The following is a 26,805-nucleotide window of genomic DNA, read 5'->3' as shown; positions in this document are numbered from 1 at the left end:
GTAACCTGCCCATTCGGTACTCGTGTCGTGGCGGGCCTCCCGCGAGGGCGTGCGCGGGCGCGGGCCTGCGGCGGAGCGGGCGGGCTGCGGGTACCGGATGGCATGGAAAACGCCTGTTCCGGGCGGGGCGCGGTGGATGTTCCGGCGCCTCCGGGGCAGGCGGGGGTCCGGTTCGGCGGGGTGGCCGCCGCGTTGTGAATTCGTTGTCACGGCGCGGTCGCCGGGGGCGGGCGGGGGCGTGGCCGCCCGGCCCGCCCGCGGCGATGTGATCTAGAACTCAGCGACGCCGTCGGGCGCGGCGTCCTCGGCGGCGGGCGCGGCGGCCGCGGCACCGGCGGCCTTGGCGGGCGCGGCGGGTTCGGGCTGGGCGCCCTTGGCGGGACGGCGGCGGCGGACGGGCGGGGTGACGCCGTCGGCGAGGCGGCGGGCCGTGACGAGGAACCCGGTGTGGCCGACCATGCGGTGGTCGGGGCGGACGGCGAGCCCCTCGACGTGCCAGGACCTCAGCATGGTCTCGAACGCGTACGGCTCGGCGAACGCGCCGTGGGCGCGCAGGTCCTCCACCACGCGCGACATCTGCGTGGTGGTGGCGATGTAGGCGCAGACCATGCCGCCGGGGATGAGCGCCTTGGCGACCGCGTCGAGGCACTCCCAGGGCGCGAGCATGTCGAGGACGACGCGGTCGACCTCGTCCTCTGCGAGGGAGTCCTCCAGGGCGCCGACGGTGAGGCGCCAGGACGGGTGGGGGCCGCCGAAGAACTTCTCGACGTTGGAACGGGCGACCTCGGCGAAGTCGGGGCGGCGCTCGTACGACGACAGCAGGCCGTGCTCGCCGACGGCGCGCAGCAGGAAGCAGCTCAGGGCGCCGGATCCGGCGCCGGCCTCGACCACGCGGGCGCCGGGGAAGATGTCGGCCATCGCGACGATCTGGGCCGCGTCCTTGGGGTAGACGACGGCCGCGCCGCGCGGCATCCGCACGGCGAAGTCGGCGAGCAGGGGCCGGAAGGCGAGGTACTCGGTGCCGCCGCTGGAGCGGAAGACCGACCCCTCGGGGCTGCCGATGATCGCGTCGTGGGGGATGGAGCCCTTGTGGGAGTGGTAGTCCTTGCCGGGCTGGAGCGTGATCGTGTTGATCCGGCCCTTGGGGTCGGTGAGCTGAACCTGGTCTCCGGGACGGAACGGGCCGTGCGGGATGCGTCCGGTGGAGGGTGCGGGGTCGGTCCGGGTCGGTTCCCGCTGGGGTTCGCTCATGAGCCTCAAGGCTAGCGGCGGCGGAGGCGTCCTCAGGCCGGTGCCGGAGCCGCCTCGGGCCCGTCCGGTAGCCGCCGCGGCCGCGTCGGGAACGCGGGCGGCGGCGGTGGTCAGACGCCCGCGAACGCCCGGTCGACGTCGGCGACGGCGAGGACGCCGTAGACGCGGCCGTCGGGTTCGACGAGCAGGTACTCGGAGGCGGGCGCGCGGCGGAGCGCGACGATGAGCTCCTCGCCGGACAGGTCGGCGGGGAGGGACAGGTCGGGTTCGAGCCCGCGCGACAGGTCGCCGACGGAGACCCAGGGGCGGCGCTGCGCCGGGGTGGCGGTGACGGCCTTCTCGTTGACGAGGCCGAGGGGGCGTCCGTCGTGGTCGACGATGACGATGGCTCCGGCGCGTTCCTCCTGGGCGCGGCGCACGGCCTCGGCGAGCGGGACGTCGGCGGTGACGAGGGTCGCGCGGCGCGCGAGGCGGCGGGCCTGGAGGAGCGGGATGCGGTCGCGGACCCGTTCGGCGCGGATGGCCTGCGTCGCGCCGACCCAGATGAACGAGGCGACGAGCGCGGACCACAGCAGCGCGAGCCAGCCGAAGCCCGCGCCGGAGTCGGTGTCGGTGCCCGCGCCGCGGTCGGTGGCGAGGTAGGCGCCGGCGACGAGGCAGAGGACGGCGACGCCGCGGCCGACCCAGCCGGCGAAGACGGCGCCGTTGCGGGCGCGGCCGGTGACCTTCCAGACGGCGGCGCGGACGAGGCGCCCGCCGTCCAGGGGCAGGCCGGGCAGCAGGTTGAACACGCCGACGAGCAGGTTGGCGAAGGTGAGGGCGTCGACGAGCAGCAGCGCGACGTCCGACAGCGGCAGGACGGCGTGCGCGAGGAGGCCGAGCCCGGCGAGGACCAGGTTGGTGAGCGGCCCGGCGAACGCGATGAGGAACTCGCGGCCGGGCGTGGGCGCCTCGCGCTCGATGGACGTCTCGCCGCCGAGGATGTGCAGCGTGACCGAGCGGACGGGCAGGCCGAGGACGCGGGCCGTGACGGCGTGGCTGAGCTCGTGCACGAACACCGAGCCGTACAGCAGGACGGCGTAGGTGAACGCGACGAGGTAGCTGGCGGGCCGGTCGATGACGCCGTTGACCTGGCCCTCGAACATCACGGTGACGAGGACGGCGACCAGGAACCAGCTCGGGGACACGAAGACGGGGACGCCGAACACGCGCCCCATGGACAGGCCGGGACGCCCCGCGGGACCGCCGCCGTCCCCTCGGCCGCCTCGGCCGGGGCCGCCGGGCCCGTTCCCTGCCGGGCTCGTCCCGCCCGGTCCCGCGCCCTCCGGTCCGCTGCCGTCCGGGCCGGAACGGTCCGGGCCGGGGCCGCCGGGCCCTCCGCCGCCGGGCGCCGTACCGCCCGGGGGCACCCCGGCGGGGCCTTCGGTGGCGGGCACCGCGGCGTCGCGGGGAACGCCGTCGTCGTGGCGCCGGTCGCCGGCGGGCCTGCCGCCCTGGGTCGGAGGTGCGCTGTCTGTCACGTTGTCGATGCTACGGCCCCGGGCCCCCCGCCCGCCGGGGGCGGGGTGCGGGCTTTCGTCGGAGGCGTCGCCTACGCTGCTGCCCATGACGACCACCGAGGCCGGCAGCGAGGCGGGCGCGCAGACCATCGGCAGCGGCGGCGTGGAGGCGACGGGCTCCCTGTCGCCGTCCCGGGCGGGCGACTTCATGACCTGCCCGCTGCTGTACCGGTTCCGGGTGATCGACAAGATCCCCGAGCGGCCCAGCCCGGCGGCGGCCCGCGGCACGCTGGTCCACGCGGTGCTGGAGCGGCTGTACGACCTGCCGACCGGCGACCGCACGGTGGCGGCGGCGCTGGATCTGCTGGGACCGCAGTGGGACCGCCTGCTGGAGGCCGAGCCGGAGCTGGCGACGCTGTTCGAGGACGGCGCCGAGGGCGAGGCCGAACGGGCCGGATGGCTCGACGAGGCGCGGCGGATGGTCGAGCGCTACTTCACGCTGGAGGACCCGACCCGGCTGGAGCCCGCCGACCGCGAGCTGTTCGTGGAGACGGTGCTCGACTCGGGGCTGCGGCTGCGCGGCTTCATCGACCGGGTCGACGTGGCGCCGACGGGCGACGTGCGGATCGTCGACTACAAGACGGGCACGGCCCCGCGCGCCGACTTCGAGGCGCGGGCGCTGTTCCAGATGAAGTTCTACGCGCTGGTGCTGTGGCGGTTGCAGGGCCGCGTGCCGAGGCTGCTCCAGCTCATGTACCTGGGCAACGGCGAGGTGCTGCGCTACGAGCCCGACGAGGCCGACCTGCGGGCGACCCGGCGCAAGGTCGAGGCGCTGTGGGAGGCGATCCGGCGGGCGATGGACACCGGCGAGTGGCGCCCCCGTACGAGCCGCCTGTGCGACTGGTGCGACCACAAGTCCCGCTGCCCGTCGTTCGGGGCACTCCCCCGCCGCTCCCCGTCGTCCCGGTCGTCCGCCCGTCCCCGCCGACCTGGAGACCGCCGCCCGCGAACGCGACGACCTCTAACCCCAGCCCCGCCCCCCTCGAACCACACGGCCCGCCGACCGCCCCACCCCCTGCCCGCGACAAGCGCCGACCGCAAGGGCCGCCGACCGCAAGGGGCGCCGACCGCAAGGGGCGCCGACCGGATAGGACGCCAACCGCCGGGACCGCTCGCCGCACAAAGCGCCGACCACACGGAGCGCCCGCCACGACGGCCGGTTTACGCCGCGGAGCGTAGGGGGCACTGGCCGCACGGGACGCTGAGGGTTCGCTGGCCGGACGGAGCGCTGACCGTGTGGATGGTCTGTCGTGACGGTCGCCGGCCGCGGGGAGGGTCTGGCGCGGGGGCTCTGATTGTGGGGGGGCGCTGAGCGGGAGGGGTGCTGGGCGGGGGGCCGTATGGCCCGTGCGGGTGGAATGGGTCCTCCTTGGGGAGGATCGCAGATCCGCGTTCAGGAGGGCTCGCCACCTGGCACGACCTCCTAGGGTGAGAATTGTGTCACCCCGCATCCGTGGTCTCCACGCATTCCGTGCCTGGCTCCAGGTACGTCCGCAGGTCACCGACGCGCTCATCGCGGCGGGCCTGCTGCTGGTGGGGCTCCCGCAGCACTACCTCCAGGATGCGTCCGACGGCTCGCCGCGGTTCACCGATCCGGACCTGGTCAACGGGCTGCTGGTGGCGGCGGTGACGATGGCGCTGACGTTCCGGCAGCGGTACCCGGTGACGGTGCTGCTGTTCATCATCGCCGGCGAGATCGCCATGGCCGTCCGGGACTACCCGCCCTCGATCCCGGGGGTGGTGGCGTTCCTGGTGGCGGTCTACAGCGTGGCGGTGCACCGGGGGCTGGCGCACAGCGCGCTCGGCGGGATGGTGGCGTTCGTCTACTTCTTCGTGACGCTGGTCGCGATGCCGGGGCACCTGTCGCTGATCGTGATCGTGACCAACTGCGCGCTCGTGGCGGGGGTGTGGGTGCTCGGCCGCAACCTGCGGCTGCGGCGGGCGTACTTCGCGGAGTTGGAGCACCGCGCGGCGCGGCTGGAGCGGGCGCGCGGCACCGACGCGCGCGCGGCGCGGATCGAGGAGCGGTCGCGGATCGCGCGGGAGCTGCACGACGTGGTCGCGCACCACGTGAGCGTGATGACGGTGCAGGCGGGCGCGGCGCGGCGGATCATCGACCGGGACGCGGGCAGCGCGCGGGAGGCGATGTCCACGATCGAGGAGGTCGGCCGTACGGCGCTGAGCGAGATGCGGCGGATCGTCGGGGTGCTGCGCACCGACCGCGACGCCGAGTCCGCGGGGCGCGAGCTGGCGCCGCAGCCCGGCCTCGGCGACCTCGGGGAGCTGCTCGACCACGTCCGGGAGACGGGCCTGGCGGTGCAGCTCTGGATCGAGGGCGAGGCACGGACGCCGTCGCCCGGGGTGGACGTCGCGGCGTTCCGGCTGATCCAGGAGGCGCTGACCAATACCCTCAAGCACGCGGGGTCGCAGGCCCGCGCGTGGGTGCGGCTGTACTACACCGACGCGGACCTGACGGTCGAGATCGAGGACGACGGGCGCGGCACCGCGACGATCATGGCCGACAACGGCGACAATCCGGGGCACGGCCTGGTCGGGATGTACGAGCGGGTCGCGCTGTACGGCGGCGAGCTGAGGATCGGCCCGCGGGTCGGCGGCGGGTTCGGCGTGCGGGCGAGGTTCCCGCTGGAGGCGTAGCGGGCCCTCGGGGCGCGGGTGCGGCCCGGCGGGCATAGATTGGCCATGAGCGGCGCGAGCGAGGAGCGGGAACGATGATCACGAGTGGGGACCGGTTCCCGGCGGGCCGGGGCGGGGCGAGTCGATGACGACCGTGCGGGTGCTGCTCGTGGACGACCAGCCGCTGCTGCGGACGGGCTTCAAGCTCATCCTGGAGGCCGAGCCCGACATCGCGGTGGTCGGCGAGGCGGGCGACGGCGCGGCGGCGGTGGAGATGACCCGCTCGCTGCTGCCGGACGTGGTGCTGATGGACATCCGGATGCCGGGCGTCGACGGGATCGAGGCGACGCGGCGGATCATCCGCGAGGAGGCGGCGTCGCACGACCCGAGGGTGCTGATCCTCACCACGTTCGACCTGGACGAGTACGTGATCGAGGCGGTGCGGGCGGGCGCGAGCGGGTTCCTGCTGAAGGACTCGCCGCCGGAGGACCTGGTGACGGCGATCCGCATCGTCGCGCAGGGCGACGCGATCGTCGCGCCGTCGGTGACGCGGCGGCTGCTCGACAAGTTCGCCACGCGGCTGCCCGCCGTCCGCGACGCGTCGCCGCCGCCCGGCCTGAGCACCCTCACCGAGCGCGAGCGCGAGGTGCTGTCGCACGTCGCGCGGGGCCAGTCGAACGCCGAGATCGCCGCCGAGCTCGTCGTCAGCGAGACGACGGTCAAGACGCACGTCGGCAACGTCCTGGCGAAGCTCGGCCTGCGCGACCGCGTGCAGGCCGTCGTGTACGCGTACGAGACGGGTCTGAGCCGCCCCGGCCAGAGCTGACCCCCCCGCCGCGGGAGCGACACGTCCTCCCGCAGCGACTCCCCCTTCCCCTTCTGGGTGAGCCGGTGGGTTTCGCGTGTCCTCTGCGCGGCCGGGCCCTGAGGCGGCGGGGCGCGTTCCCCCGAGTGGTGACGTGGCGGCCTCGCAGGGTGGACGACGCGGAGGACGGCGGCCGTCCCTGAGGCGGCGGCCGGAACGTCCCTGAGGCGACCCGGACCACAGTCATAGGCCCCCTACTCCAGTAGGACGATCGCGGGTGGGGGCCCTCATGCGGAGGGTGGAGCGGGAATCCGGTCCCCCGGGTGCATCCTTCTGGCATTTCGGACTTCTACTGTTCTGGGTTAGGGATCGCGGCGGGGGAAACCGCGGTCCCCCGTCCACATCTTTCGCGTTCTACCGCAGACAGGGGAGTTCACGTGACGAACACCGCCCCACCGACCGCTGACGCGCACCCCGCGCCCGGGGCGGGCGACTTCGCCGCACGGGCCCATCAGGTCGCCAAGGTCTACGGCCACGGCGACGCCCAGGTCGTCGCCCTCGACGGGGTGACCGTGGGCATCCCCCGCGGCCGCTTCACCGCGATCATGGGCCCGTCCGGGTCCGGCAAGTCCACCCTGATGCACTGCATGGCCGGGCTCGACTCGGTCGACTCGGGCCAGGTGTTCATCGGCGACACGCAGGTCACCGGGCTCAAGGACAAGCACCTGACGCGGCTGCGCCGCGACAAGGTCGGCTTCGTCTTCCAGGCGTTCAACCTGGTGCCGACGCTGACCGCGCTGGAGAACATCACGCTGCCGATGGACATCGCCGGCCGCAAGCCCGACAGGCAGTGGCTCGACCAGGTCATCGACACGGTCGGGCTGCGCCCGCGGCTGAAGCACCGCCCGACGGAGCTGTCGGGCGGGCAGCAGCAGCGCGTCGCGTGCGCGCGGGCCCTGGCCAGCCGGCCGGAGATCATCTTCGCGGACGAGCCGACCGGCAACCTCGACTCGCGCTCGGGCGCCGAGGTGCTCGGGTTCCTGCGCGACTCGGTGCGCCGGATGGGCCAGACGATCGTGATGGTGACGCACGACCCGACGGCGGCGGCGTACGCCGACCAGGTGCTGTTCCTGACCGACGGGCAGATCGTCGACACGATGACCGAGCCGACCGCCGAGCGCGTGCTGGAGCGCATGAAGGGCTTCGAGCTGCCGGGGGTCGGCGCCCGATGATGGGGAAGGTCACGCTCCGCAACCTCGCGGCGCACAAGATCAGGCTCGTCCTGACCGCGGTGGCGGTGATCCTCGGCGTGGCGTTCGTCGCCGGGACGCTCATCTTCACCGACACGATGAACCGGCAGTTCGACGACCTCTTCGACGACATCGGCAAGAACGTCGCGGTGGACGTGCGGGCCCAGAAGGTCGTGGACGCCGACGACGACGGCGCGGCGGCGCGGCCCGTCCCGGCGTCGGTGCTGGAGAAGGTCAAGGCCGTCCCGGGCGTGAAGAACCCGGTCGGCAACGTCAACGGGTACGCGGCGGTCGTCGGCCGGGACGGCAAGCTGATCGGCGGCGGGCAGGGGCCGCCGCAGCTCGGCACCTCCTGGACGCCCGGCAGCGGCACCTACGACATGAAGTCGGGCCGGGCGCCGAACGGGCCGGCCGAGGTGGCGCTCGACACCGGGACGGCCGAGAAGGGCCGGTTCGCGGTCGGCGACACCGTCAAGATCGTGACGGCGGGGCCGCCGCAGCGGATGAGGGTCGTCGGGCTGATCGACATCGGGAACATGATGGGCGCGACCGTCACCGCGTTCGACACCCCGACCGCGCAGCGGCTGCTGCTGAAGCCCGGCTACTTCAGCGACATCGAGATGGGCACGACCGGACCGGGCGAGGCCGAGCTGCGCGACCGCGTGGCGAAGGTGCTGCCGGCCGGGATGGAGGCGGTCACCGGCGAGAAGCTCCGCGAGGAGAGCAAGAGCGACGTCGCCGAGTTCATGGGCTTCTTCCGGACGTTCCTGCTGGTGTTCGCGCTGATCTCGATCTTCGTCGGGGCGTTCATCATCTTCAACACCTTCTCGATGCTGGTCGCGCAGCGCACCCGGGAGCTGGCGCTGCTGCGCGCCATCGGCGCCGGGCGCCCGCAGGTGACGCGGGCGGTGATCGGCGAGGCCGTCGCGGTCGGTTTCGTCGGCTCCACGTTCGGCCTGGCGGCCGGCGCGGGCCTGGCGGCGCTGCTCCAGAGCCAGATGGGCGACGCGTCGCTGGTGTTCACCGCGACGCCGGTGGTCTCGTCGTACGCGATCGGGATCCTCGTCACGGTGGCGTCGGCGTACTTCCCGGCGCGGCGCGCCGCGAAGATCCCGCCGGTCGCGGCGATGCGCGACGACGTGGCGCTGCCGCAGCGGTCGCTGCGGATCCGGGTGGCGCTCGGCGGGCTGCTCGTCCTGATCGGCGCGGCGCTGGTCGGCGTCGGCCTCGGCGGGGGCGGCGGCAACCCGGTCGCCCTGGTCGGCGTCGGCGCGTTCCTGGTGTTCATCGGCATCGCGATGCTCGCGCCGGTGATCAGCGTGCCGGTGGTGCGGGTGCTGTCGGCGCCGTTCGCCAAGGTGCTGGGCACGCCGGGACGGCTCGCGCAGCAGAACGCGCTGCGCAACCCGCGCCGCACCGCCGCGACCGCCGCCGCGCTGATGATCGGCCTCGCGCTGATCACGGTGGTGAACGTGATGGGCGCCTCGATGCGCACCTCGATCGAGTCGCAGGTCGACAAGCAGTTCGGCGCCGACTACCTCATCCAGCCCGACGGCGGCGGAGGCATCGGCGAGGAGGTCGCGAAGAAGGTCGCGGGCACGCCGGGCGTGGACGACGCGACGCCGATGTTCGCGGGCGACGCGAAGATCAACGGCAGGAAGGCGTCGTACATCGCGGGCAGCGCCGCCACGATCAAGTCGGCCGCGAAGCTGGAGGTGAAGTCGGGGACGGCGACGCTAGGCCGCGACGGGATGATGGTCGACGAGGATTCGGCCAAGAAGCAGAAGTGGACGGTCGGGAGCAACGTGCCCGTGCAGTTCACCGACGGCCGGACGCAGATTCTCAAGGTCACCGGGATCTACGCCAAGAGCGACATCATCGGGCCGCGCGTGATCCCCGAGTCGGTGTACCGGGCGCACACCGCCCGCCCCGAGGTCGACGTCGTGATCGTCAACGCGGCGAGCACCGACGCGGCGACCAAGACGGCGATCGAGAGCACCCTGAAGGACTACCCGAACCTCAAGGTGTCCGACCAGGCGGCGCTGAAGAAGGACGCCCGCAAGCAGGTGGACGCGTTCGTGTCGTTCCTGACGATCCTGCTGGTCATGTCGGTGATCATCGCGGCGGTCGGGGTGGTCAACACCCTGGCGCTGTCGGTGATCGAACGGACCCGGGAGATCGGGCTGCTGCGCGCGATCGGCATCAGCCGCCGCCAGCTCCGCCGGATGATCCGGGTCGAGTCGATCGTGATCGCGGTGTTCGGGGCGGTGCTCGGCATGGGCATCGGCGTCGCGTTCGGCGCGGCCGTCCAGCAGTCCCTGAAGGACGACGGGCTGAGCGAGCTGGCCGTGCCGTACGGGACGCTGGTCGCCTACCTGCTCGTCGCCGCGGTCATCGGCGTGCTGGCCGCGCTGTGGCCGGCGTGGCGGGCCGGGCGGATGGACGTCCTGAAGGCCATCTCCAGCGAGTGACCCGGGAACGGGCCCAGGGCTCCCCGCCGCCTCCGCCACACCGGAGCGGCGGGGAGCCCTGCCGCTTCCCCGGACCGTTCACGACGCCTCGCGCGGCTCCACCGTCGCAGGGGCCGGCGCGGGTTCAGGCTCGGGCGCCGGGACGGTCCGGGCGCGCGTGAGCGGGGCGCGGAGGAGCAGCGCGATCACCAGCGTGCACGCGCCCGCGACGGCCAGCGTCCCGCCCACGGGGACGAACTCCGCCACCCCGCCGAGGACGAGCGGGCCCGTTCCCTGCAACGTCATCAGGCCCGTCGACAGCAGGCCGAACGCCTGGCCCCTGCCGTCCTCGGGCAGGGCGTCCACGAAGGGCCGCTGGATCCCCAGCTCGTACGCGAAGCCCGCGCCCGTCAGCAGCATCAGGAGCGCCGCGAGCGCCGCGGGGACGTCCAGCGCCAGCGGCAGCAGCGGCACGCCGAACATCGCCATCAGGGGGACGACGAGCCGTTCCCTGGCGGCGGGGGTGAGGAGCCGGGCGCCCGCGACGTTGCCGAGCAGCATCCCGCCCGCCGAGCAGCCCATCAGCAGCGCCGCCGTCCCCTCCGGGTAGCCGCGCACCGCCGCGTACGGCACGAGGAGGCTCTCCGCGCCCGCCACGAACGCCGGGGGCAGCCACTGCGCCAGCAGCAGCGCGCGGACGGCCGGGTCGGCGAGGAGCCGCACGCTCCCGGTGAAGCTCTCCCCCACCAGCGACCGCGCCTCCGCGCGCGGGGGCGCGGGCAGGTCCGGCAGCCCGAACCGGGCCAGCAGCGCCGCCAGCAGGTGCGCCGCCCCGGCGGCGAGCAGCGCGTGGCGGGGGCCGAGCGCCGCGACCGCGACTCCCCGAACGCCAGCCCGAGAAGCTGCGCCGCCGCCGACGCGATCGTCATCAGCGACCGGCCCAGCACGTACGCGTCGCCGGTGAGGACGTCGGCGACCAGCCGGTTCGACGCGCCCGCGAACAGCGGCGTCGCGCAGGCGATCAGCGCCACCAGCGCCAGCGCCGCCGCGACCGGCGGGTCCAGCAGCGCGAGGACCAGCGCCGCCGCGGCCTCCAGCGCGTACGCGGCGGCGATCAGCCGCCGGGGCCGCATCCGGTCGGCGAGCGCCCCGAGCAGCGCCCCGCCCGCGAGCTGCGGCAGGAAGCCCGCCGCGAACGCCGCCGACGCCAGCAGCGGCGAGCCCGTCCGCCCGTACACCAGGACCGACAGCGCGAGCACCCGCAGCGTGTCCGCCGCGATCGCGACCGTGCGGGTCGCGAACAGCACCCGGAAGCGCGGCTCGGCGAGCGCGTCGCGGTACGTGGCGCGGCGCGGTGCGCGGCCGGGAGCGCCCGGTTCGGTCGTCACCATCCGGCCACTGTGGGGCCCGGGGCCCGCCGGGCGCCAACGTTACGTCCCACGGCGTAGGGTCGGGGCGTGATCCGTTTCGAGGCGGGCGCCGAGGACCTGCTGCACAGCCGGTTCGCGCTGTCGCCGCTGTTCGAGCTCGACGGCCTGCTGCGCGCGCTGTCGGGCGTCGGCTCGCACTCCCTGCCCGCCGCGTGGAGGAGGCGGCTGCTGCCCGCGTACCGGCGGCTGCGGGCGGGCACCGACCTCGACGCCGTCCTCGCGCTCCAGACCCCGCGCACCGGCGCCGCGTTCACCGCCCCTCCCCCGGACGGCCTCGCGCAGAGCGTCGACGGCGACCTCGCCCGCGTCCGCGCCACGCCCCTGGACGTCGCGCGGCGGGAGATCGCCGAGGCCCTCGCCGGGCGCGCGGTCGCCGACCGGCGCGTGCTGGACGTCCTGGAGTCCCCCGACGTCACCGCGCGGGCCGCGGACGCGCTGGAGGCCGCCTGGGACGCGCTGCTCGCCGCCGACTGGCCGCGGCTCCGCGCGCTCTGCGAGAGCGACGTCCTGCACCGCGCCGGGCGGCTCAGCCGCGGCGGCTGGGAGGCCGCCCTCCGCGACCTGCACCCCCGGGTGCGGTGGCGCGACGGCGGGATCGAGCTGCTGCGCACGAAGTCCGGCGCGCGGGTCCCGCTCGGCGGGCGCGGGCTGCTGCTCGTCCCGTCGGTGTTCGTGTGGCCGCACATCGCCGCGTACACCGAGGAGCCGTGGCCGAACGCCCTGATCTATCCGGCCCGCGGCATCGCGGCCCTCTGGGAGGCCGCGCCGCCCGTGCCGCCGGGCGCGCTCGCCGACCTGCTCGGGCGCGCCCGCGCGCGGATCCTGCTGGCCCTGGAGGAGCCCGCCGGAACGACGCGTACCGCGCGGGCCCTCGGCATGGCGCCCGGCGCCGTCGGCGACCATCTCGCCGTCCTGCGCCGGGCGGGGCTGCTGGAGAAGTCGCGGAACGGCCGCGAGGTGCTGTACCGCCGCACGCCGTTGGGCGACGCGCTCGCCCAGACGACGCCCGCCGAGGCCGGCCGCTGAGCGACGGCGGGGCGGCGCGACGGCGGGGCGGCGCGAATACGGGTCGGGCCCGGACCTCGCAGGTCCGGGCCCGTACGGCGCGGGAGGCGCGCCGGGCGCCGCCGTCAGAGGCGGCGGCGCGGTCCGCTCAGCTCTCCGCCGGCGCGTCGTCGGCGGGCGCGGCCGGCGCGGCGGCCGTGCCGGGCGCCACCGCGGCCTTGGCGACCTCGTCGGTCGCGCTGACCGTGGTGTTCTCCGGGAAGTGGCACGCGGCCTGGTGCCCCGGGCTCAGCTCCACCAGCGGCGGCTCCACCTGCTTGCAGATGTCCTGCGCCTTCCAGCAGCGGGTGTGGAACCGGCACGCGGGCGGCGGGTCGAGCGGGCTCGGCACGTCGCCCTGGAGCCGGATCCGGTTGCGCTCGCCCCGCTTGGACGGGTCGGGCACCGGCACCGCCGACAGCAGCGCGTTGGTGTACGGGTGCATCGGCCGCTCGTACAGGTCGGTGCGGTCGGCGATCTCCACCAGCTTGCCGAGGTACATGACCGCGACCCGGTCGGCGATGTGCCGCACCACCGACAGGTCGTGCGCGATCACCACGTACGTCAGGCCGAGCTCGTCCTGGAGGTCCTCCAGCAGGTTGACGACCTGGGCCTGCACCGACACGTCCAGCGCCGACACCGGCTCGTCGGCCACGATCAGCTTCGGCTTGAGCGCGAGCGTGCGCGCGATCCCGATGCGCTGCCGCTGGCCGCCCGAGAACTCGTGCGGATAGCGGTTGTAGTGCTCGGGGTTCAGGCCGACCATCTCCAGGATCTCCTGGACGGCCTTCTTCACCCCGTTCTCGGTCTCGATGCTCTGGAGCCGGAACGGGGCCCCGACGATCGCGCCGACCGTCTTGCGCGGGTTCAGCGACGAGTACGGGTCCTGGAAGATCATCTGGAGGTCGCGGCGGAGCGGCCGGAGCCGCCCCTGCGACATCGAGGTGATGTCGTTGCCCTCGAAGGTGATCTTCCCGAAGCTCGGCGCCAGCAGCCGCATGATCATCCGGCCGGTGGTGGACTTGCCGCAGCCCGACTCGCCCACCACGCCGAGCGTCTCGCCCTTGCGGACCGAGAACGACACCCCGTCGACGGCCTTCACCGCCGCGACCTGGCGGCGCAGGATCCCGGCCGTCACCGGGAAGTGCTTGCCGAGGTTCTCGACCTCCAGCAACGGCTCGCCGGTCGGCTTCGGCGCCGGCTTCCCGGCCGCGGACGCGGCGGTGTCGGCGCCCGAGGCCGCCGTCTTCGATTCGCTCACAGTGTTCCCACCCGTGCTCGTCACAGCTTCGGCGCGATCTCGTCGTTCCAGATCTCCCGGCGTCTTTCCAGCGGGAGATGGCACGCCGCCTTGTGCCCCGGTTCGAGCTCGCGCAGTTCCGGCCGCTCGGTCGTGCTCTTGCCGTCGTTGAGGTCCCGGTAGGCGCACCGGGGGTTGAACGCGCAGCCGTCCGGCACGTTGATCAGGCTCGGCGGCGTCCCCTTGATCGGCAGCAGCCGCTCGGTCCGCTCCCGGTCCAGCCGCGGCATCGAGCCGAGCAGACCCCACGTGTACGGGTGCAGCGGCCGGTGGAACGCGTCGTCCACCGAGGCGTACTCGGCGCAGCGGCCCGCGTACATCACCAGGATGTCGTCCGACAGCTCGGCGACCACGCCCAGGTCGTGGGTGATCATGATGATCGCGGAGTTGAACTCCTGCTGGAGGTCGCGGATCAGGTCGAGGATCTGCGCCTGCACCGTGACGTCCAGCGCGGTGGTCGGCTCGTCGGCGATCAGCAGCTCGGGGTCGCAGGACAGCGCCATCGCGATCATCGCGCGCTGCCGCATGCCGCCGGAGAACTGGTGCGGGTAGTCGTCCACCCGCTGGTCCGGCTTCGGGATGCCGACGCGGCCGAGCATGTCGATCGCGTGCTTGCGCGCGACCTGCTTGGAGACGTCGTTGTGCACCCGGTACGCCTCGATGATCTGGTGGCCCACCGTGTAGAAGGGGTGCATCGCCGACAGCGGGTCCTGGAAGATCATCGCCATCTTCCGGCCGCGCAGCCGCCGCACCTCGTCCGGGCTCGCCTGGACGATCTCCTGGCCGTCCAGCCAGATCTCCCCGGACACCTTCGCGTTGCGCCGGTTGTGCAGGCCGAGGACGCCGAGGCTCGTGACGCTCTTGCCCGAGCCCGACTCGCCCACGATGCCGAGCGTCCGGCCGCGCTCCAGCTGGAACGACAGGCCGTCGACGGACTTGACCAGCCCGTCGTCGGTCGGGAAGTGGATCTTCAGGTCCCGGACCTCCAGGAAGGCCGACGGCGCGCCGCGCCCGCCGCCCTCCTCGCCCGGGACCGCGTTGATCAGCTCGGCGGCCTTCGCGTCGCGCTCGGCCCCGGCCCGCTTGCCCGCAGCGTGCTTGTCCGCCGCCATCAGCTGTGCCTCACCCTCGGGTCGACCACGCCGTACAGGATGTCCACGACCAGGTTGGCGAGGACGATGAACAGCGCGGCGGTCATGGTCGCGCCCAGCACGACCGGCAGGTCGCTCTGGAAGATGCCGTCCAGCGCGAGCTGGCCGAGACCCGGGATGGAGAAGGTCTTCTCGGTGATGATCGCGCCACCGAGCAGCAGCCCGAGGTCCAGGCCGAACACGGTCATGATCGGCGTGAGCGACGCGCGCAGGCCGTGCTTGACCACGACCGTCCGCTCCGGCAGGCCCTTCGCGCGGGCCGTGCGGATGAAGTCCTCGTTCATGGTCTCCAGCATGCCCGCGCGGGTGAGCCGCGCGTACAGCGCCGCGTAGAGGAACGCGAGGCAGATCCACGGCAGCAGGAGGTTGAACGGGTTGTCGCCGAGCCCCCGGTAGTTCACCTCCGGCAGCAGGTTCCAGCTGTGGACCACGAACGCCAGCGACAGCAGGCCGGTGAAGAACACCGGCAGCGACACGCCCGCCAGCGCCACGCTCATCGCGGCCCGGTCGAAGATCGTGCCGCGCTTCAGCGCGGAGATCACGCCGATCGACACGCCGGCCAGGATCCACAGCACCGCGGCGCCGAGCGTGATCATCAGGGTGACCGGCGCGCGGTCGAGGATCTGGTCCAGCACCGACTGGTTGGTCCGGAACGAGTAGCCCAGGCAGGGCGCCGGACAGTCGATCTTCTCGGTGCCGGTGTCGTAGGTGTCGCCCGCGACGATCGACTTGATGTACTTCCCGTACTGGACCGGGACGGGGTCGTCCAGCCCGAACCGGTCCTTGATGGCCGCCAGGGTGGCGGCGTCGGGCTGCCGGCCCGCGAAGCGACCCGCGAGGTCGTCGCTGGTGACTCCCGCGGCCTTCGGCACGAGGAAGAAGATGGCGAACGTCACCGCGCTGATGATGAGGAGCAGCCCCACCGCGCCCAGCAGGCGGCGAACAATGAATGCGACCACAGTGTCCGGCGCGGGCGGCCGCCGGGGGATCGACCCCGGCGGCCGCCCTATGCCTTCACCTGCCTTCTCTCAGGTAGTGCGGAACCGCGCTCAGCCGGTGACGCCGAGGTTGGCGTAGTCGTACATGCCGTAGCCCTGGTGGAAGTACACGTTCGTCAGGTTCGGCGGACGGACCAGCAGCGACTTGGCGTAGACGTTCGGCAGGATGTACGCCTGGTCCCGGATGCGGGCGTCGATCTGGTTGTAGACCTTGGCGCGCTGCGCCGGGTCCGCGATCGCCGTCACGTCGGTCCACATCTTGTTGATCTGCGGGTCGTCGATCTCGGCGTTGTTGGCGTTGCCCGTGGGCACGATCGCCTTGACGTCGGAGATCGGCTGGAGGTAGCCGTAGCCGGTGCTCCAGTCGGGCTGCCAGCCGTAGGTGCCGATGCCGACGTTCTCCTTGGCGACGAACTTCGGCGCGCCGAGCTGCTCGTTGGTGTAGGTGCCCGACGGGTAGCCCTTGAGCTCCAGCTTGATGCCGACCTTGTCGAGGGCCTGCTTCAGCGCCTCGGCGGTCGCCTTCTCCTTCGGCCGGTCGCTGCGGAAGGTCATGACCGTGGAGAACCCGTTCGGCTTGCCGCACTTGGCGAGGGCGGCCTTGGCCTGCGTCGGGTCGCCGGTGAAGTTCGGGTCGGCCTTGGTGAACATGTCCGTGCCCTTGTCGCGGCCGGGGATGGCCGGGGGCTGGATGGACGTGGCCATCACGCCGCCGACCTCACCGCCGTAGGCGCGGTACATCGCCGAGCGGTCGGCCGCGTACACGATCGCCCTGCGGCAGTCGACGTTCGGGATGTTCTTGGTGTTGATCGGCAGGTACCAGTGGAAGCCCGCGACCGGGTTGTCGGCGTTGGCCTTCAGCTTCGGCTTGGTCAGGATCTCCTGCCGCGCCGCGGCCTGGACGCCCGAGCCCGGCAGGTCGACCTGCACCGTGCCCGCGAGCAGGCGGCTGTCGATCTCCTCGGCCTTCAGCCCGGACTGGACCTCGATCTTGTCCGGGAGCTGCTTGCGGTTGGGGTCGGTCGACGGGTCCCAGTTGGAGTTGCGGACGAGCGTGCCGCCCTTCTTCGCCTGGTAGTCCGCCTCCAGCTTGTACGGGCCGCTGGACACCGGGTGCATGCCGTAGCGCACGCCCTTGTCCTTGTCGGCCGGCACCGGGGCGGTCTGCCCGCTGAAGCCGACGACCTGGTCGAACTCGCTGAAGGGCCGCTTCAGCTTGAACACGACCGTGTAGTCGTCGGGGGTCTCGACGCCCTTGAAGGCGTCGAGGTTCTTGTCCTTGAACGGGCCCTTGTAGCCCTCGGCGGCCAGGAGCTGCGAGAAGTAGGACGGGCCGTTGTGCAGGACGCCGCGGTCGAAGGTGCGCGCGACCGCGTACTTGATGTCCTTGGCCTTGATCTCGGTGCCGTCCTCGTACTTGACGCCGCGCTTGAGCTTGTAGGTCCAGGTCTTCTGGCCGTCGCTCGGAACGCCCTTGGCCTCGGCCAGGTCGGGGACCATCTCGGTCCCGGCGATGCCCGGCTTGGACGAGTAGGTCATCAGGGTGCGGGAGAACAGCCTGACGAAGTTGAGGCCGTAGGCGTAGTAGATGTTGGCCGGGTCCAGCGACTCGAAGTCGTCCGGCTGGGCCATCTTGAGCACGCCGCCCTTGTGGTCGGACGGGTTCGCGACGGCGGTGGCGCCGGCGTTGAACTTGCCGCTGCCGCCCTTGTCGTCGCCGTCGTCGCCACCACCGCAGGCGGACAGCCCCAGGCTCAGTGCGACGAACCCGGCCGTCGCGCCTGTCACCACCTTGGGAGATCTCATCAGTTCCCTTTCGCTAATACCGGACGTTCGCCGGGGGTCAACGGGCTCGTGGGTCCAGGGCGTCGCGCAGGCCGTCGCCGAACAGGTTGAAGGCGAGGACCGTGACGAAGATCGCGAGACCGGGGACGATCACGAAGTGAGGAGCGACCGAGTACAGCTCGGTGGCCTGCGACAGCATCCCGCCCCACGAGGGGTCGGGCGGGTTGATGCCGACGCCGAGGAACGACAGGGCGGCCTCGAAGAGGATGTTGGTCGGGATGAGCAGCGTGGAGTACACCAGGATCGGCGCGACCAGGTTCGGCAGGATCTCCTTGAACAGGATGTAGGAGTTGCGGGCGCCCATGCTGCGGGCCGCGTCCACGAACTCCCGCTCCCGCAGCGACAGCGTCTGCCCGCGGATGATCCGGCCGATGTAGGGCCAGTTGAAGAAGCCGATGATGAACACCAGGATCGCGATGCGGAGGTTGTTGCCCTCCAGCCCCCACAGGTCGTTCGGGATGACGCCGACCAGCGAGATCGCGAACAGCACCAGGGGGAAGGCGAGGAAGACGTCCATCGTGCGGGCGATCAGGGTGTCGACCCACCCGCCGAAGTAGCCGGCGATGATCCCCATCACGGTGCCGATCACGACCGAGACCAGGGTCGCGAGGACGCCGATGAGGATCGAGACCCGCGCGCCGTACAGGATGCGGCTGAACAGGTCGCGGCCGTTGATGGGCTCGATGCCGAAGATGTGGTCGGCGCTCACGCCGCCGAACGGCTTGGTGGGGCTGCCCAGCGTCGCGTCCACCAGGTTCTGGTGGAACTCGTTCGGCGGGCTGCCGAACCAGCCCGCGAGCAGCGGGGTCACGCCCGGCAGGGACACGATGATCAGGAGCAGGACGACGAAGCCGCCGCCGATGGCCACCTTGTCGCGCCGCAGCCGCATCCACGCGATCTGCCCGAGGGATCGTCCCTCGATCGCCTTGCGACCGACGCCCTCAAGGACGGCGTCCGGCTGTGCTTCGGAATCCGAGCCGGACACCTCGATCGGTGCGGTCACGCTCCGTACCTCCTACCCCTTCGGCCACGCTGCCGCCGGCGCAACGCCAGGCGGCCGCGGAGATCGTCCGCTCCCCCGTGCCCGTTACGCCGCGTTTGCTGGAGGGAAACCTAGTACTTCGGGCACGACTGTCCATCCGTGAAGCGACTCTCGCCAGTACCCGTTTCTGACTTGTGATCTCGTCGTCATCTTGGGCACACGTGATACGGACAACACATCGGACAAAGCGCCCGAATAGTACGTAGGCGGACGGGGTGCTCGGCAAGCCGAAACCGGTCTAGACCAGGAACCTTTACCGGACTGAGTCCGTTCTGAGACCGATCATCCGCAGGTCAGCGAGGTTCCGCGCACAAAAGACGGGCCGGGACGCCCCCCGCCTCGCGCGGAGAGGTCCCGGCCCGCGGCATGGCCGGAAAGGTGCGCGGCGGCCCCGCCGGCCGCCGCGCCGCTCGTCTGGAGGTCACCGCCGAGCGGCCGCCGGACGGCCGTCCCGCGGCCGGTCACGGACGCGCCGGTCAGTGAACGCCGGTCACTGGATCCCGCGGTCGCGGAGGATCTTCTCGATCTCCGCGAGGTCCGGGTCCATGCCCGCGGGCGCGCCCTGCCCGATCTCGCCCTGGGACCCGCCGCCGCCCTTGCGCTTGGCGGCCTTCGGCTCCTTCGGCGCGGGCGCGGCCTTGCCGCCCTTGCCCGCGCCCGGGTCGCGGCGGCTCAGCATCGCGCCGGACGTCAGGTACAGCAGCACCGCGAGGCCCGCGACCGTCACGCCCGCCCACTTCACGGGGCTGAACGCCAGGTCGACGAAGAACTCGGTCACCCCCGTCATCGCGGCGGCGACCGGGACCAGCGACCACGCCGCGCCGCGCATCCCGGACGCCGCGCCCTTGCGGCGGTAGACCCCCCAGCTGGCGAACAGCCCCAGCAGGGTGACCCCAGGCTGATCGCGAAAATGACTCCGTCGCTCATGCCGGCCCCTCAATCCGTACGATGCTGCTCCCATGGTCAGCTGCTCCCCATGGTCACACGTATCCCGCCCGATGCCGCTCCTACCGGCGGACGGTTTGTGGCGCGCACCGCCTCCTCCCTGCGCGGTACCCGCCCCTTAGGGTCCGCCCCCTAGGAGGCAGGGCCCGTCCGGTACCCGCCTCCCGGCGGCGCGGACCGGCGCCCTCCCCCTGACGCCCGTAACACCCGCGATGCCCGCACCCTTCCCCCGGCCGAGACCGCGACCGCGGCCGTCCGAGGGGCGCGTGCCCGCCTCGCGGGCAGATCAACGTCCCGCAACGGTTCGACGTCGAAGCGGTAGAAGATCATGGAAGGTGGGAACTTTCCCGGCCCCGCCGTTTCCGGAACGCCGCGCGGGCCGCGCGGGGCCGTCCGGCGGGGCCCGTACGGCGGGCCCGTACGGCGGGCCCGTACGGCGGCGCCTCAGGCCGCGCCGGGGGCGACCAGCGACGCGAGCCGTGCCAGGTCGACCTCGCGCAGGGACGCCACGACCGTGCGGCCGGGGGCCTCCGGGATCGGCAGCATCCCCGGCACCGCGACCGTGCGGCATCCGGCGGCCTCGGCGGCGGCCAGGCCGTTCGGGGAGTCCTCCAGCACCACGCAGCGGCCGGGGTCGGCCCCGAGCAGTCCGGTGGCCTTCACGTACGGCGCCGGGTCGGGCTTGGTGCGCTCGACCTCGTCGCCCGCCACCGACAGCGTGAAGTGCTCGCGGCCGATCGCGTCGAGCACCGGCTCGATCAGCCGCCGGTGGCTGGAGGACACCAGCGCCGACGGCATCCCCGCCGCGCGGACCTCGGCCAGCAGCTCCTTCGCGCCCGGCATCATCGGCACGCACGCGCTGAGCCGCTCGACCATGCCGTCCACCATCCGCCGCGCGACCTCCTCAGGCGGGACGTCCGCGCCCGTCAGATCGAGCATCAGCCGCGCGGCGATCCCCACGGACCCGCCGACGAGCTGCTCCTGCTGCTCGGGCCCCCACGTGCCGCCCAGCCAGGCCATGACCTCGGTCTCGACCTCCAGCCAGAGCCGCTCGGAGTCGATCAGCAGCCCGTCCATGTCGAACAGGACGGCCTGGAGTCCCCGGCCGGTGTCCTCGCCCACGCTCACGTTCCTCCCCCACAGACGAAAGAACCACAGAGGATACGTCACGTTCCGCGGCGGGCCCCCGGCGGCTTCCAGGGGCCCGCCGCGCGGCGGTCACGTGTTGAAGTACTTCGCCTCCGGGTGGTGCACGACCAGCGCGTCCGCCGACTGCTCGGGAACGAGCTGGAGCTCCTCCGACAGCGACACCCCGATCCGCTCCGGCCTCAGGAGGCGGACGAGCTTCGCGCGGTCCTCCAGGTCGGGGCAGGCCGCGTACCCGAACGAGAACCGGGCGCCGCGGTAGCCGAGCTTGAAGAAGTCCTCGACGTCGCCGGAGTCCTCGGAGCCGAACCCGATCTCGGCCCGGATCCGGGCGTGCCAGTACTCCATCAGCGCCTCGGTGAGCTGCACCGACAGCCCGTGCAGCTCCAGGTAGTCGCGGTAGGCGTTCTTGGCGAACAGCTCGCCGGTCGCCTCGGCGATCCTGGACCCGACCGTGACGAGCTGGAACGCCGCCACGTCCGTCTCGCCCGACTCGCGCGGGCGGAAGAAGTCGGCCAGGCACAGGTGCCGGTCGCGGCGCTGGCGCGGGAAGGTGAACCGCTCCCGGTCCGAGCCGTCCTCGTTGAGGATCACCAGGTCGTCGCCCTCGGACACGGCCGGGAAGTAGCCGTAGACGACGGCCGCCTCGATCAGGCCCTCGGTCTGGACGCGGTCGAGCCACATCCGCAGCCTCGGCCGCCCCTCGGTCTCGACCAGCTCCTCGTAGGACGGGCCGTCGCCGCCGCGGGCCGGCTTCAGGCCCCACTGCCCCATGAAGGTGGCGCGCTCGTCGAGGAACGCCGCGTAGTCGTTCATCGGGATGCCCTTGACGATCCGGTCGCCGAGGAACGGCGGCGCGGGCAGCGCGTTGTCGACGGCGACGTCGGAGCGGGCGGGCATGTCCTCGGGCTCGGTGACCTTGAGCGTCGCGCCCTTCTTCACCCGCCGCTCGCGCAGCGGCGGCAGCTCCGCGCCGGCCTCGCCGCGCTTGACGGCCATGAACGCGTCCATCAGCCGCAGCCCCTCGAACGCGTCGCGGGCGTAGCGGACCTCGCCGTCGAACAGGTCGGCGAGGTCCTGCTCGACGTAGGCGCGGGTGAGGGCGGCGCCGCCGAGCAGGACGGGCCAGGTGCCGGCGAGCCCCCGGGAGTTCAGCTCCTGGAGGTTCTCCTTCATGATCACGGTGGACTTGACCAGCAGGCCCGACATCCCGATCACGTCGGCGCGCTCGTTCTTGGCCGCCTCCAGGATCGACGACATCGGCTGCTTGATGCCGATGTTGACGACCTCGTAGCCGTTGTTGGACAGGATGATGTCGACGAGGTTCTTGCCGATGTCGTGGACGTCGCCCTTGACGGTGGCGAGGACGATGCGGCCCTTGCCGCCGTCCTCGGTCTTCTCCATGTGCGGTTCGAGGTAGGCGACGGCGGTCTTCATCACCTCGGCGGACTGGAGCACGAACGGCAGCTGCATCTGCCCCGACCCGAACAGCTCGCCGACGGTCTTCATGCCGTCCAGCAGCACGTCGTTGACGATCTCCAGGGCGGGCCGCTCGGCGAGGGCCTCGTCGAGGTCGACGCTCAGGCCGTCCAGCTCGCCCTCGACGATGCGGGCCTTGAGCCGCTCCCACAGCGGCAGCCCGAGCAGCTCGGCGGCGCGGTCGGCCTTCAGCGCGGCGGTGTCGACGCCCTCGAACGCCTCCATGAACCGGTGCAGCGGGTCGTAGCCCTCCGACCGCCGGTCGTAGAGCAGGTCCAGCGCCATCTTGCGCTGGTCCTCCGGGATCCGCGCCATCGGCAGGATCTTGGAGGCGTGCACGATCGCCGAGTCGAGCCCGGCGTCGGCGCACTCGTGCAGGAACACCGAGTTCAGCACGACGCGCGCGGCCGGGTTGAGGCCGAACGACACGTTCGACAGGCCGAGGGTGGTCTGCACGCCCGGGTGCAGGCGCTTCAGCTCGCGGATCGCCTCGATGGTCTCCAGCGCGTCGCGGCGCGACTCCTCCTGGCCGGTGCCGATGGTGAACGTCAGGCAGTCGACGATGATGTCCTCGACCCGCATGCCCCAGTTGCCGGTGAGCTCGCGGATCATCCGGTCGGCGACGCGGACCTTCCACTCGGCGGTCCGGGCCTGCCCCTCCTCGTCGATGCACATGACGACGATGCCCGCGCCGTGCTCCTTGACGATCGGCATCAGCCGCCGGAGCTTGGAGTCGGGCCCGTCGCCGTCCTCGAAGCTGACCGAGTTGACCACGGCGCGCCCGCCGAGCATCTCCAGCCCGGCCTGGATCACGGGGGTCTCGGTGGAGTCCAGGACGATCGGCAGCGTCGCGGCGGTCGCGAACCGGAACGCCAGCTCCTTCATGTCGGCGACGCCGTCGCGGCCGACGTAGTCGACGCACAGGTCGAGCATGTGGGCGCCGTCGCGGGCCTGGTCGCGGGCGATCTTGACGCAGTCGTCCCAGCGCCGCTCCAGCATCGCCTCGCGGAACGCCTTGGACCCGTTGGCGTTGGTGCGCTCCCCGATGGCCAGGTAGGACGTGTCCTGCCGGAACGGGACGTGCTGGTAGAGGGACGCCGCGCCCGCCTCGGGGCGCGGGCGGCGCTCGGCGACCTCGCGGCCCCGGACCCGCTCGACGACCTGGCGCAGGTGCTCGGGCGTGGTGCCGCAGCAGCCGCCGACGAGCGACAGCCCGAAGTCGCGGGTGAACGTGTCGTGCGCGTCGGCGAGCTCGGACGGCGTCAGCGGGTACCGGGCGCCGTCGGCGGTCAGCTCGGGCAGGCCGGCGTTGGGCATGCACGACAGCGGGATCCGCGAGTGCCGGGCCAGGTAGCGCAGGTGCTCGCTCATCTCGGCGGGACCGGTGGCGCAGTTGAGGCCGATCAGGTCGATGCCGAGCGGCTCCAGCGCGGTCAGCGCCGCGCCGATCTCCGAGCCCATCAGCATCGCGCCGTTCTGCTCGATCGTCACCTGGCCGATCAGTACGGTGCCGGTGCCGGCGGCGTCGATCGCGCGGCGCGCGCCGATCAGCGCGGCCTTGGCCTGGAGCAGGTCCTGGCAGGTCTCGACGAGGATCGCGTCGACGCCGCCCGCGATGAGGCCCTCGGCGTTGCGCCGGTAGGCGTCGCGGAGCTCGGCGAACGGCACGTGCCCGAGGGTCGGCAGCTTGGTGCCGGGGCCGACCGAGCCGATCACCCAGCGGGGGCGGTCGGGGTGGCGTACTCGTCGGCGACCTCGCGCGCGAGGCGGGCGCCGGCCTCCGACAGCTCGTGGATCCGCTCGGTGATGCCGTACTCGCCGAGGTTGCCGAGGTTGGCGCCGAAGGTGTTGGTCTCGACGCAGTCCACGCCGGCGTCGAAGTAGGCCGCGTGGACCGACCGGACGATGTCGGGCCGGGTGACGTTCAGGATCTCGTTGCAGCCCTCGTGCCCCTCGAAGTCGTCGAGGGTGGGGCCCGCGTCCTGGAGCATCGTCCCCATACCGCCGTCGGCCACGACGACGCGTTCTTTCAGGGCCCGGCGCAAGGACTGCGGTGTGGGATTGCTCATGGGGCACCACTCTATCCGGGGCGCGCCCGCCTCCCCTTGGGCGTCCGCATCGTGGAAAGGCCGCCCGAACGCCGTTCGGGAGGGGTCCGGCGGCCACCGCGGGTGCGATCCCGGTGACGGATGGGGCGCCGGAACGCTAACGTTCGTCCGGAAACTACTCTCCGGTAAGGAGCGGCATGAGCGCGTACCGCACCATCCTCGTCGGCACCGACGGCTCGGACACCTCGTTCCGCGCGGTCGACAGGGCCGCCCAGCTTGCCGCCGCCACCGGCGCCACGCTGCTGCTCGCCTCCGCGTACAGCCCGATGCCCGCCCGCGAGCGCGAGAGCGCCGCCGACCGCCTCGGCGACCTGGCCTACAAGGTGCAGGGCTCCACCCCCGCCGACGACGCCCTGCGCGCCGCCCGCGAGCGCGCGGTCGCGGCGGGCGCCAAGGACGTCGAGCAGGTCGCGGTGGAGGGCGACGCCGTGGACGTGATCTCCAAGCTCGCCAAGGAGCGCTCGGCCGAGCTGGTCGTGGTCGGCAACCGCGGCCTCAACAGCCTCGCCGGACGGCTCCTCGGCTCCGTCCCGGCGAACCTGTCGCACCGTTCGCCGTGCGACGTGCTGATCGTCCACACCACCGGCAAGTGACCCCTCCCGTTCCGCCGCCGCGCCGGGGCCGCACGCGGCCGCGAAAGGTCTGGCGGCGGAACGGTGGGGTAGGCCACTGTCAGGACGTAGGCTGGCAGCACCGATCATGAGCGGGGCCCCCGACCCCGGGAATGACGGCTCCCGCGGTGACGCTGTACCCGACGTCGGAAGGAGGCAGCGCGTGGTCGAGCTCGAAAGCGTGCCGGAACTCGTCGATCCGGTGCTCGTGGCCGCCTTTGAGGGGTGGAACGACGCGGGGGAGGCCGCCAGCGGGGTCATCCAGCATCTCGAGTCGACCTGGGACGCGGTGCCCATCGCCGAAGTCGACCCCGACGACTACTACGACTTCCAGGTCACCCGCCCGATCGTCGAGATGACCGACGGCGAGACGCGCGGGATCACCTGGCCCACCACGCGGGTCTCCTGGGCCCGGCTGCCCACCGGACGCGACGTGGTCCTCGTGCACGGCATCGAGCCCAACATGCGCTGGCGCTCGTTCTGCCGGGAGCTGATCGGGCTGACCCTGGAGCTCGGCATCCGCGACGTCGTCCTGCTGGGCGCGCTGCTCGCCGACGCCCCCACACCCGCCCCGTCCCCGTGACCGGCGCGGCGTCCGACGCGGGGCTCGTCAACACCCTGCACCTGGAGCCCGCCCGCTACGAGGGCCCCACCGGCATCCTCGGCGTCCTCCAGGACGCCTACGCCAAGGCCGACCTCAGCACCGTCTCGCTGTGGGCCGCCGTCCCCCACTACGTCGCGCAGCCCCCCTCCCCCAAGGCCACCCTCGCGCTGCTCCGCCGCGTCGAGGACGTCCTCGACGTGACCGTCCCCCTCGGCGAGCTCCCCGAGGAGGCCCGCGCCTGGGAGAACGGCGTCAACGAGCTGGCCGAGGAGGACTCCGAGGTCGCCGAGTACGTCCGCACCCTGGAGGAGCAGAAGGACGCGACCGAGCTCCCCGAGGCCAGCGGCGACGCCATCGCCCGCGAGTTCGAGCGCTACCTCCGCCGCCGCGACGCGGGCGGGCGCAGCGACTGAGCCGATCCGCGCGAAAGCCGCGCACGGCTTTCGGCGGGCGGACGGCTTTCGGCGCGCGGACGGCTTTCGGCGGGGGGTCGCCGGGCGTACACTCGATCACCGTCCGACCCCGGTGATGGCCCGCGCGCGCCGACAAGCGCGCCCTCTCATGATCTTCTCCGTTCCCCCGACGGGCGGTCGCGCCCTCCCGCGGTGAGCCGCCGCGCGCCCGGCCCGCCCGCCATCCGGGTCCGGCCGCCCCGCGAGATCCGCCGGTCCCGCCGCGGCCGCCGGCACTCCTGCTGGGACCATCTCGTCGCCGCGCCGCTCTGGCCGCTGCACGGCGCCAACCTCGGCACCCTTCTGCGCACCTGCGACGCGGTCGGCGCCTGCCTGGCCGTCCCCCGGCACCCGTGGGTGCCCGAGGCGCTCGAACGCGGCAACACGCTGCGCCGCCCCGCCTGCGTGCACTGGGTGAACGACCCGTGCGGCTGGCTCGGACGGCAGCGCGACGCGGGCGCCCGCGTCGTCGGCGTCGAACTCGCCGACGAGGCCGTCCGGCTCGCCGACCTGCCCGCGGCGCGGGTCCGCACCGTCGCCGTCCTCGGGCACGAGCGGCACGGGATCCCGGACGAGGCGCTCGACCTGCTCGACCTCGCCGTGGAGATCCCCATGGTCGGCGGCGGGCACAGCCTCAACGTCGCGGTGGCCGGGTCGCTGGTCCTCTACAAGCTCGCCGGGCTGCTGTGACCGCGGCCCCG

19 protein-coding genes and 2 pseudogenes are annotated in these 26,805 nt (G+C 72.9%); 9 read left to right on the top strand and 12 right to left on the bottom strand.

Annotated features, from left to right (window positions below):
* Positions 1-270: 270 nt before the first annotated feature.
* Positions 271-1,251, bottom strand: a complete 981-nt coding sequence (locus GEV43_RS38230; RefSeq protein WP_175250989.1) for a tRNA (adenine-N1)-methyltransferase — start codon at positions 1,249-1,251, stop codon at positions 271-273.
* Between the two features lie 110 nt (positions 1,252-1,361).
* Positions 1,362-2,771 carry a site-2 protease family protein gene (locus GEV43_RS38225; protein WP_309240153.1) on the bottom strand — a complete coding sequence of 470 codons (1,410 nt, stop codon included), beginning with the start codon at positions 2,769-2,771 and terminating at the stop codon, positions 1,362-1,364.
* 85 nt (positions 2,772-2,856) lie between these two features.
* Between GEV43_RS38225 and GEV43_RS38220 the strand changes: the two genes are divergently transcribed.
* The 5 genes from GEV43_RS38220 to GEV43_RS38200 all read left to right on the top strand — a co-directional run bounded on the left by GEV43_RS38220 (position 2,857) and on the right by GEV43_RS38200 (position 9,970).
* Positions 2,857-4,122 (top strand): PD-(D/E)XK nuclease family protein, encoded by a 1,266-nt coding sequence (locus tag GEV43_RS38220; protein ID WP_160825552.1) that lies wholly within the window; start codon positions 2,857-2,859, stop codon positions 4,120-4,122.
* 125 nt (positions 4,123-4,247) lie between these two features.
* Positions 4,248-5,465, top strand: a complete 1,218-nt coding sequence (locus GEV43_RS52220) for a sensor histidine kinase (RefSeq protein ID WP_160825551.1) — start codon at positions 4,248-4,250, stop codon at positions 5,463-5,465.
* A 124-nt stretch (positions 5,466-5,589) separates the two neighbouring features.
* Positions 5,590-6,270 (top strand): response regulator transcription factor, encoded by a 681-nt coding sequence (locus tag GEV43_RS38210; RefSeq protein ID WP_160825550.1) that lies wholly within the window; start codon positions 5,590-5,592, stop codon positions 6,268-6,270.
* A gap of 416 nt (positions 6,271-6,686) precedes the next feature.
* Positions 6,687-7,481: an ABC transporter ATP-binding protein gene (locus tag GEV43_RS38205; protein ID WP_160825549.1), complete on the top strand. Its 795-nt coding sequence runs from the start codon at positions 6,687-6,689 to the stop codon at positions 7,479-7,481.
* Positions 7,478-9,970 (top strand): ABC transporter permease, encoded by a 2,493-nt coding sequence (locus tag GEV43_RS38200; RefSeq protein ID WP_241684197.1) that lies wholly within the window; start codon positions 7,478-7,480, stop codon positions 9,968-9,970. The genes GEV43_RS38205 and GEV43_RS38200 overlap by 4 nt, the downstream gene beginning before the upstream one ends.
* 78 nt (positions 9,971-10,048) lie before the next feature.
* On the opposite strand, the gene GEV43_RS47430 is transcribed toward GEV43_RS38200, so the two are convergent.
* Together GEV43_RS47430 and GEV43_RS38195 are read right to left on the bottom strand one after the other, a co-directional pair.
* Positions 10,049-10,582 (bottom strand): MFS transporter, encoded by a 534-nt coding sequence (locus GEV43_RS47430; protein WP_175250988.1) that lies wholly within the window; start codon positions 10,580-10,582, stop codon positions 10,049-10,051.
* Positions 10,531-11,340, bottom strand: coding sequence for a hypothetical protein (locus GEV43_RS38195; RefSeq protein ID WP_175250987.1), 810 nt, complete (start codon positions 11,338-11,340; stop codon positions 10,531-10,533). The genes GEV43_RS47430 and GEV43_RS38195 overlap by 52 nt, the downstream gene beginning before the upstream one ends.
* Before the next feature lie 66 nt (positions 11,341-11,406).
* Between GEV43_RS38195 and GEV43_RS52215 the strand changes: the two genes are divergently transcribed.
* Positions 11,407-12,405, top strand: coding sequence for a DUF5937 family protein (locus tag GEV43_RS52215; RefSeq protein WP_160825548.1), 999 nt, complete (start codon positions 11,407-11,409; stop codon positions 12,403-12,405).
* 127 nt (positions 12,406-12,532) lie between these two features.
* Here GEV43_RS52215 and GEV43_RS38185 read toward each other — a convergent pair whose 3' ends face one another.
* The 8 genes and pseudogenes from GEV43_RS38185 to metH all read right to left on the bottom strand — a co-directional run bounded on the left by GEV43_RS38185 (position 12,533) and on the right by metH (position 24,398).
* Entirely contained in the window at positions 12,533-13,597 is a 1,065-nt protein-coding gene (locus GEV43_RS38185; protein WP_175251113.1) for an ABC transporter ATP-binding protein, read from the bottom strand.
* Between the two features lie 107 nt (positions 13,598-13,704).
* Positions 13,705-14,835 (bottom strand): ABC transporter ATP-binding protein, encoded by a 1,131-nt coding sequence (locus GEV43_RS38180; RefSeq protein WP_160825546.1) that lies wholly within the window; start codon positions 14,833-14,835, stop codon positions 13,705-13,707.
* Entirely contained in the window at positions 14,835-15,833 is a 999-nt protein-coding gene (locus GEV43_RS38175) for an ABC transporter permease (RefSeq protein WP_164717262.1), read from the bottom strand. The genes GEV43_RS38180 and GEV43_RS38175 overlap by 1 nt, the downstream gene beginning before the upstream one ends.
* A gap of 90 nt (positions 15,834-15,923) precedes the next feature.
* On the bottom strand, positions 15,924-17,678 hold the full coding sequence (locus GEV43_RS38170; RefSeq protein WP_160825545.1) for an ABC transporter substrate-binding protein: 1,755 nt from the start codon (positions 17,676-17,678) through the stop codon (positions 15,924-15,926).
* A 37-nt stretch (positions 17,679-17,715) separates the two neighbouring features.
* Positions 17,716-18,720 carry an ABC transporter permease gene (locus tag GEV43_RS38165; protein ID WP_160825544.1) on the bottom strand — a complete coding sequence of 335 codons (1,005 nt, stop codon included), beginning with the start codon at positions 18,718-18,720 and terminating at the stop codon, positions 17,716-17,718.
* A gap of 529 nt (positions 18,721-19,249) precedes the next feature.
* Positions 19,250-19,588 carry a hypothetical protein gene (locus GEV43_RS38160; protein ID WP_309240152.1) on the bottom strand — a complete coding sequence of 113 codons (339 nt, stop codon included), beginning with the start codon at positions 19,586-19,588 and terminating at the stop codon, positions 19,250-19,252.
* Between the two features lie 560 nt (positions 19,589-20,148).
* Positions 20,149-20,826: an HAD family phosphatase gene (locus GEV43_RS38155; protein WP_309240151.1), complete on the bottom strand. Its 678-nt coding sequence runs from the start codon at positions 20,824-20,826 to the stop codon at positions 20,149-20,151.
* Positions 20,827-20,922: 96 nt separating this feature from the next.
* Positions 20,923-24,398 (bottom strand): annotated as a pseudogene (gene metH, locus GEV43_RS38150) (methionine synthase).
* A gap of 176 nt (positions 24,399-24,574) precedes the next feature.
* On the opposite strand from metH, the gene GEV43_RS38145 reads away from it, so the two are divergent.
* From GEV43_RS38145 to GEV43_RS38135, 3 genes and pseudogenes are all read left to right on the top strand, one after another.
* Entirely contained in the window at positions 24,575-25,030 is a 456-nt protein-coding gene (locus tag GEV43_RS38145; protein WP_160825543.1) for a universal stress protein, read from the top strand.
* Between the two features lie 181 nt (positions 25,031-25,211).
* Positions 25,212-26,065 (top strand): annotated as a pseudogene (locus GEV43_RS38140) (PAC2 family protein).
* A gap of 192 nt (positions 26,066-26,257) precedes the next feature.
* Positions 26,258-26,794, top strand: coding sequence for an RNA methyltransferase (locus GEV43_RS38135; protein ID WP_160825542.1), 537 nt, complete (start codon positions 26,258-26,260; stop codon positions 26,792-26,794).
* Positions 26,795-26,805 lie beyond the last annotated feature (11 nt).

It is taken from the genome of Actinomadura sp. J1-007 (assembly GCF_009793335.1).
GTDB lineage: Bacteria > Actinomycetota > Actinomycetes > Streptosporangiales > Streptosporangiaceae > Spirillospora > Spirillospora yumaensis.
The sequence above is the reverse complement of the archived record's forward strand: the minus strand, read 5'-3'. Positions and strand labels throughout refer to the sequence as shown.

Coding starts and splice junctions, on each gene's coding strand:
- GEV43_RS38195 (WP_175250987.1), bottom strand. CDS start 11,340: ATGGTGACGACCGAACCGGGCGCTCCCGGCCGCGCACCGCGCCGCGCC.
- GEV43_RS38220 (WP_160825552.1), top strand. CDS start 2,857: ATGACGACCACCGAGGCCGGCAGCGAGGCGGGCGCGCAGACCATCGGC.
- GEV43_RS38230 (WP_175250989.1), bottom strand. CDS start 1,251: ATGAGCGAACCCCAGCGGGAACCGACCCGGACCGACCCCGCACCCTCC.
- GEV43_RS38145 (WP_160825543.1), top strand. CDS start 24,575: ATGAGCGCGTACCGCACCATCCTCGTCGGCACCGACGGCTCGGACACC.
- GEV43_RS38160 (WP_309240152.1), bottom strand. CDS start 19,588: ATGCGCGGCGCGGCGTGGTCGCTGGTCCCGGTCGCCGCCGCGATGACG.
- GEV43_RS38170 (WP_160825545.1), bottom strand. CDS start 17,678: ATGAGATCTCCCAAGGTGGTGACAGGCGCGACGGCCGGGTTCGTCGCA.
- GEV43_RS38180 (WP_160825546.1), bottom strand. CDS start 14,835: ATGGCGGCGGACAAGCACGCTGCGGGCAAGCGGGCCGGGGCCGAGCGC.
- GEV43_RS38200 (WP_241684197.1), top strand. CDS start 7,478: ATGATGGGGAAGGTCACGCTCCGCAACCTCGCGGCGCACAAGATCAGG.
- GEV43_RS38210 (WP_160825550.1), top strand. CDS start 5,590: ATGACGACCGTGCGGGTGCTGCTCGTGGACGACCAGCCGCTGCTGCGG.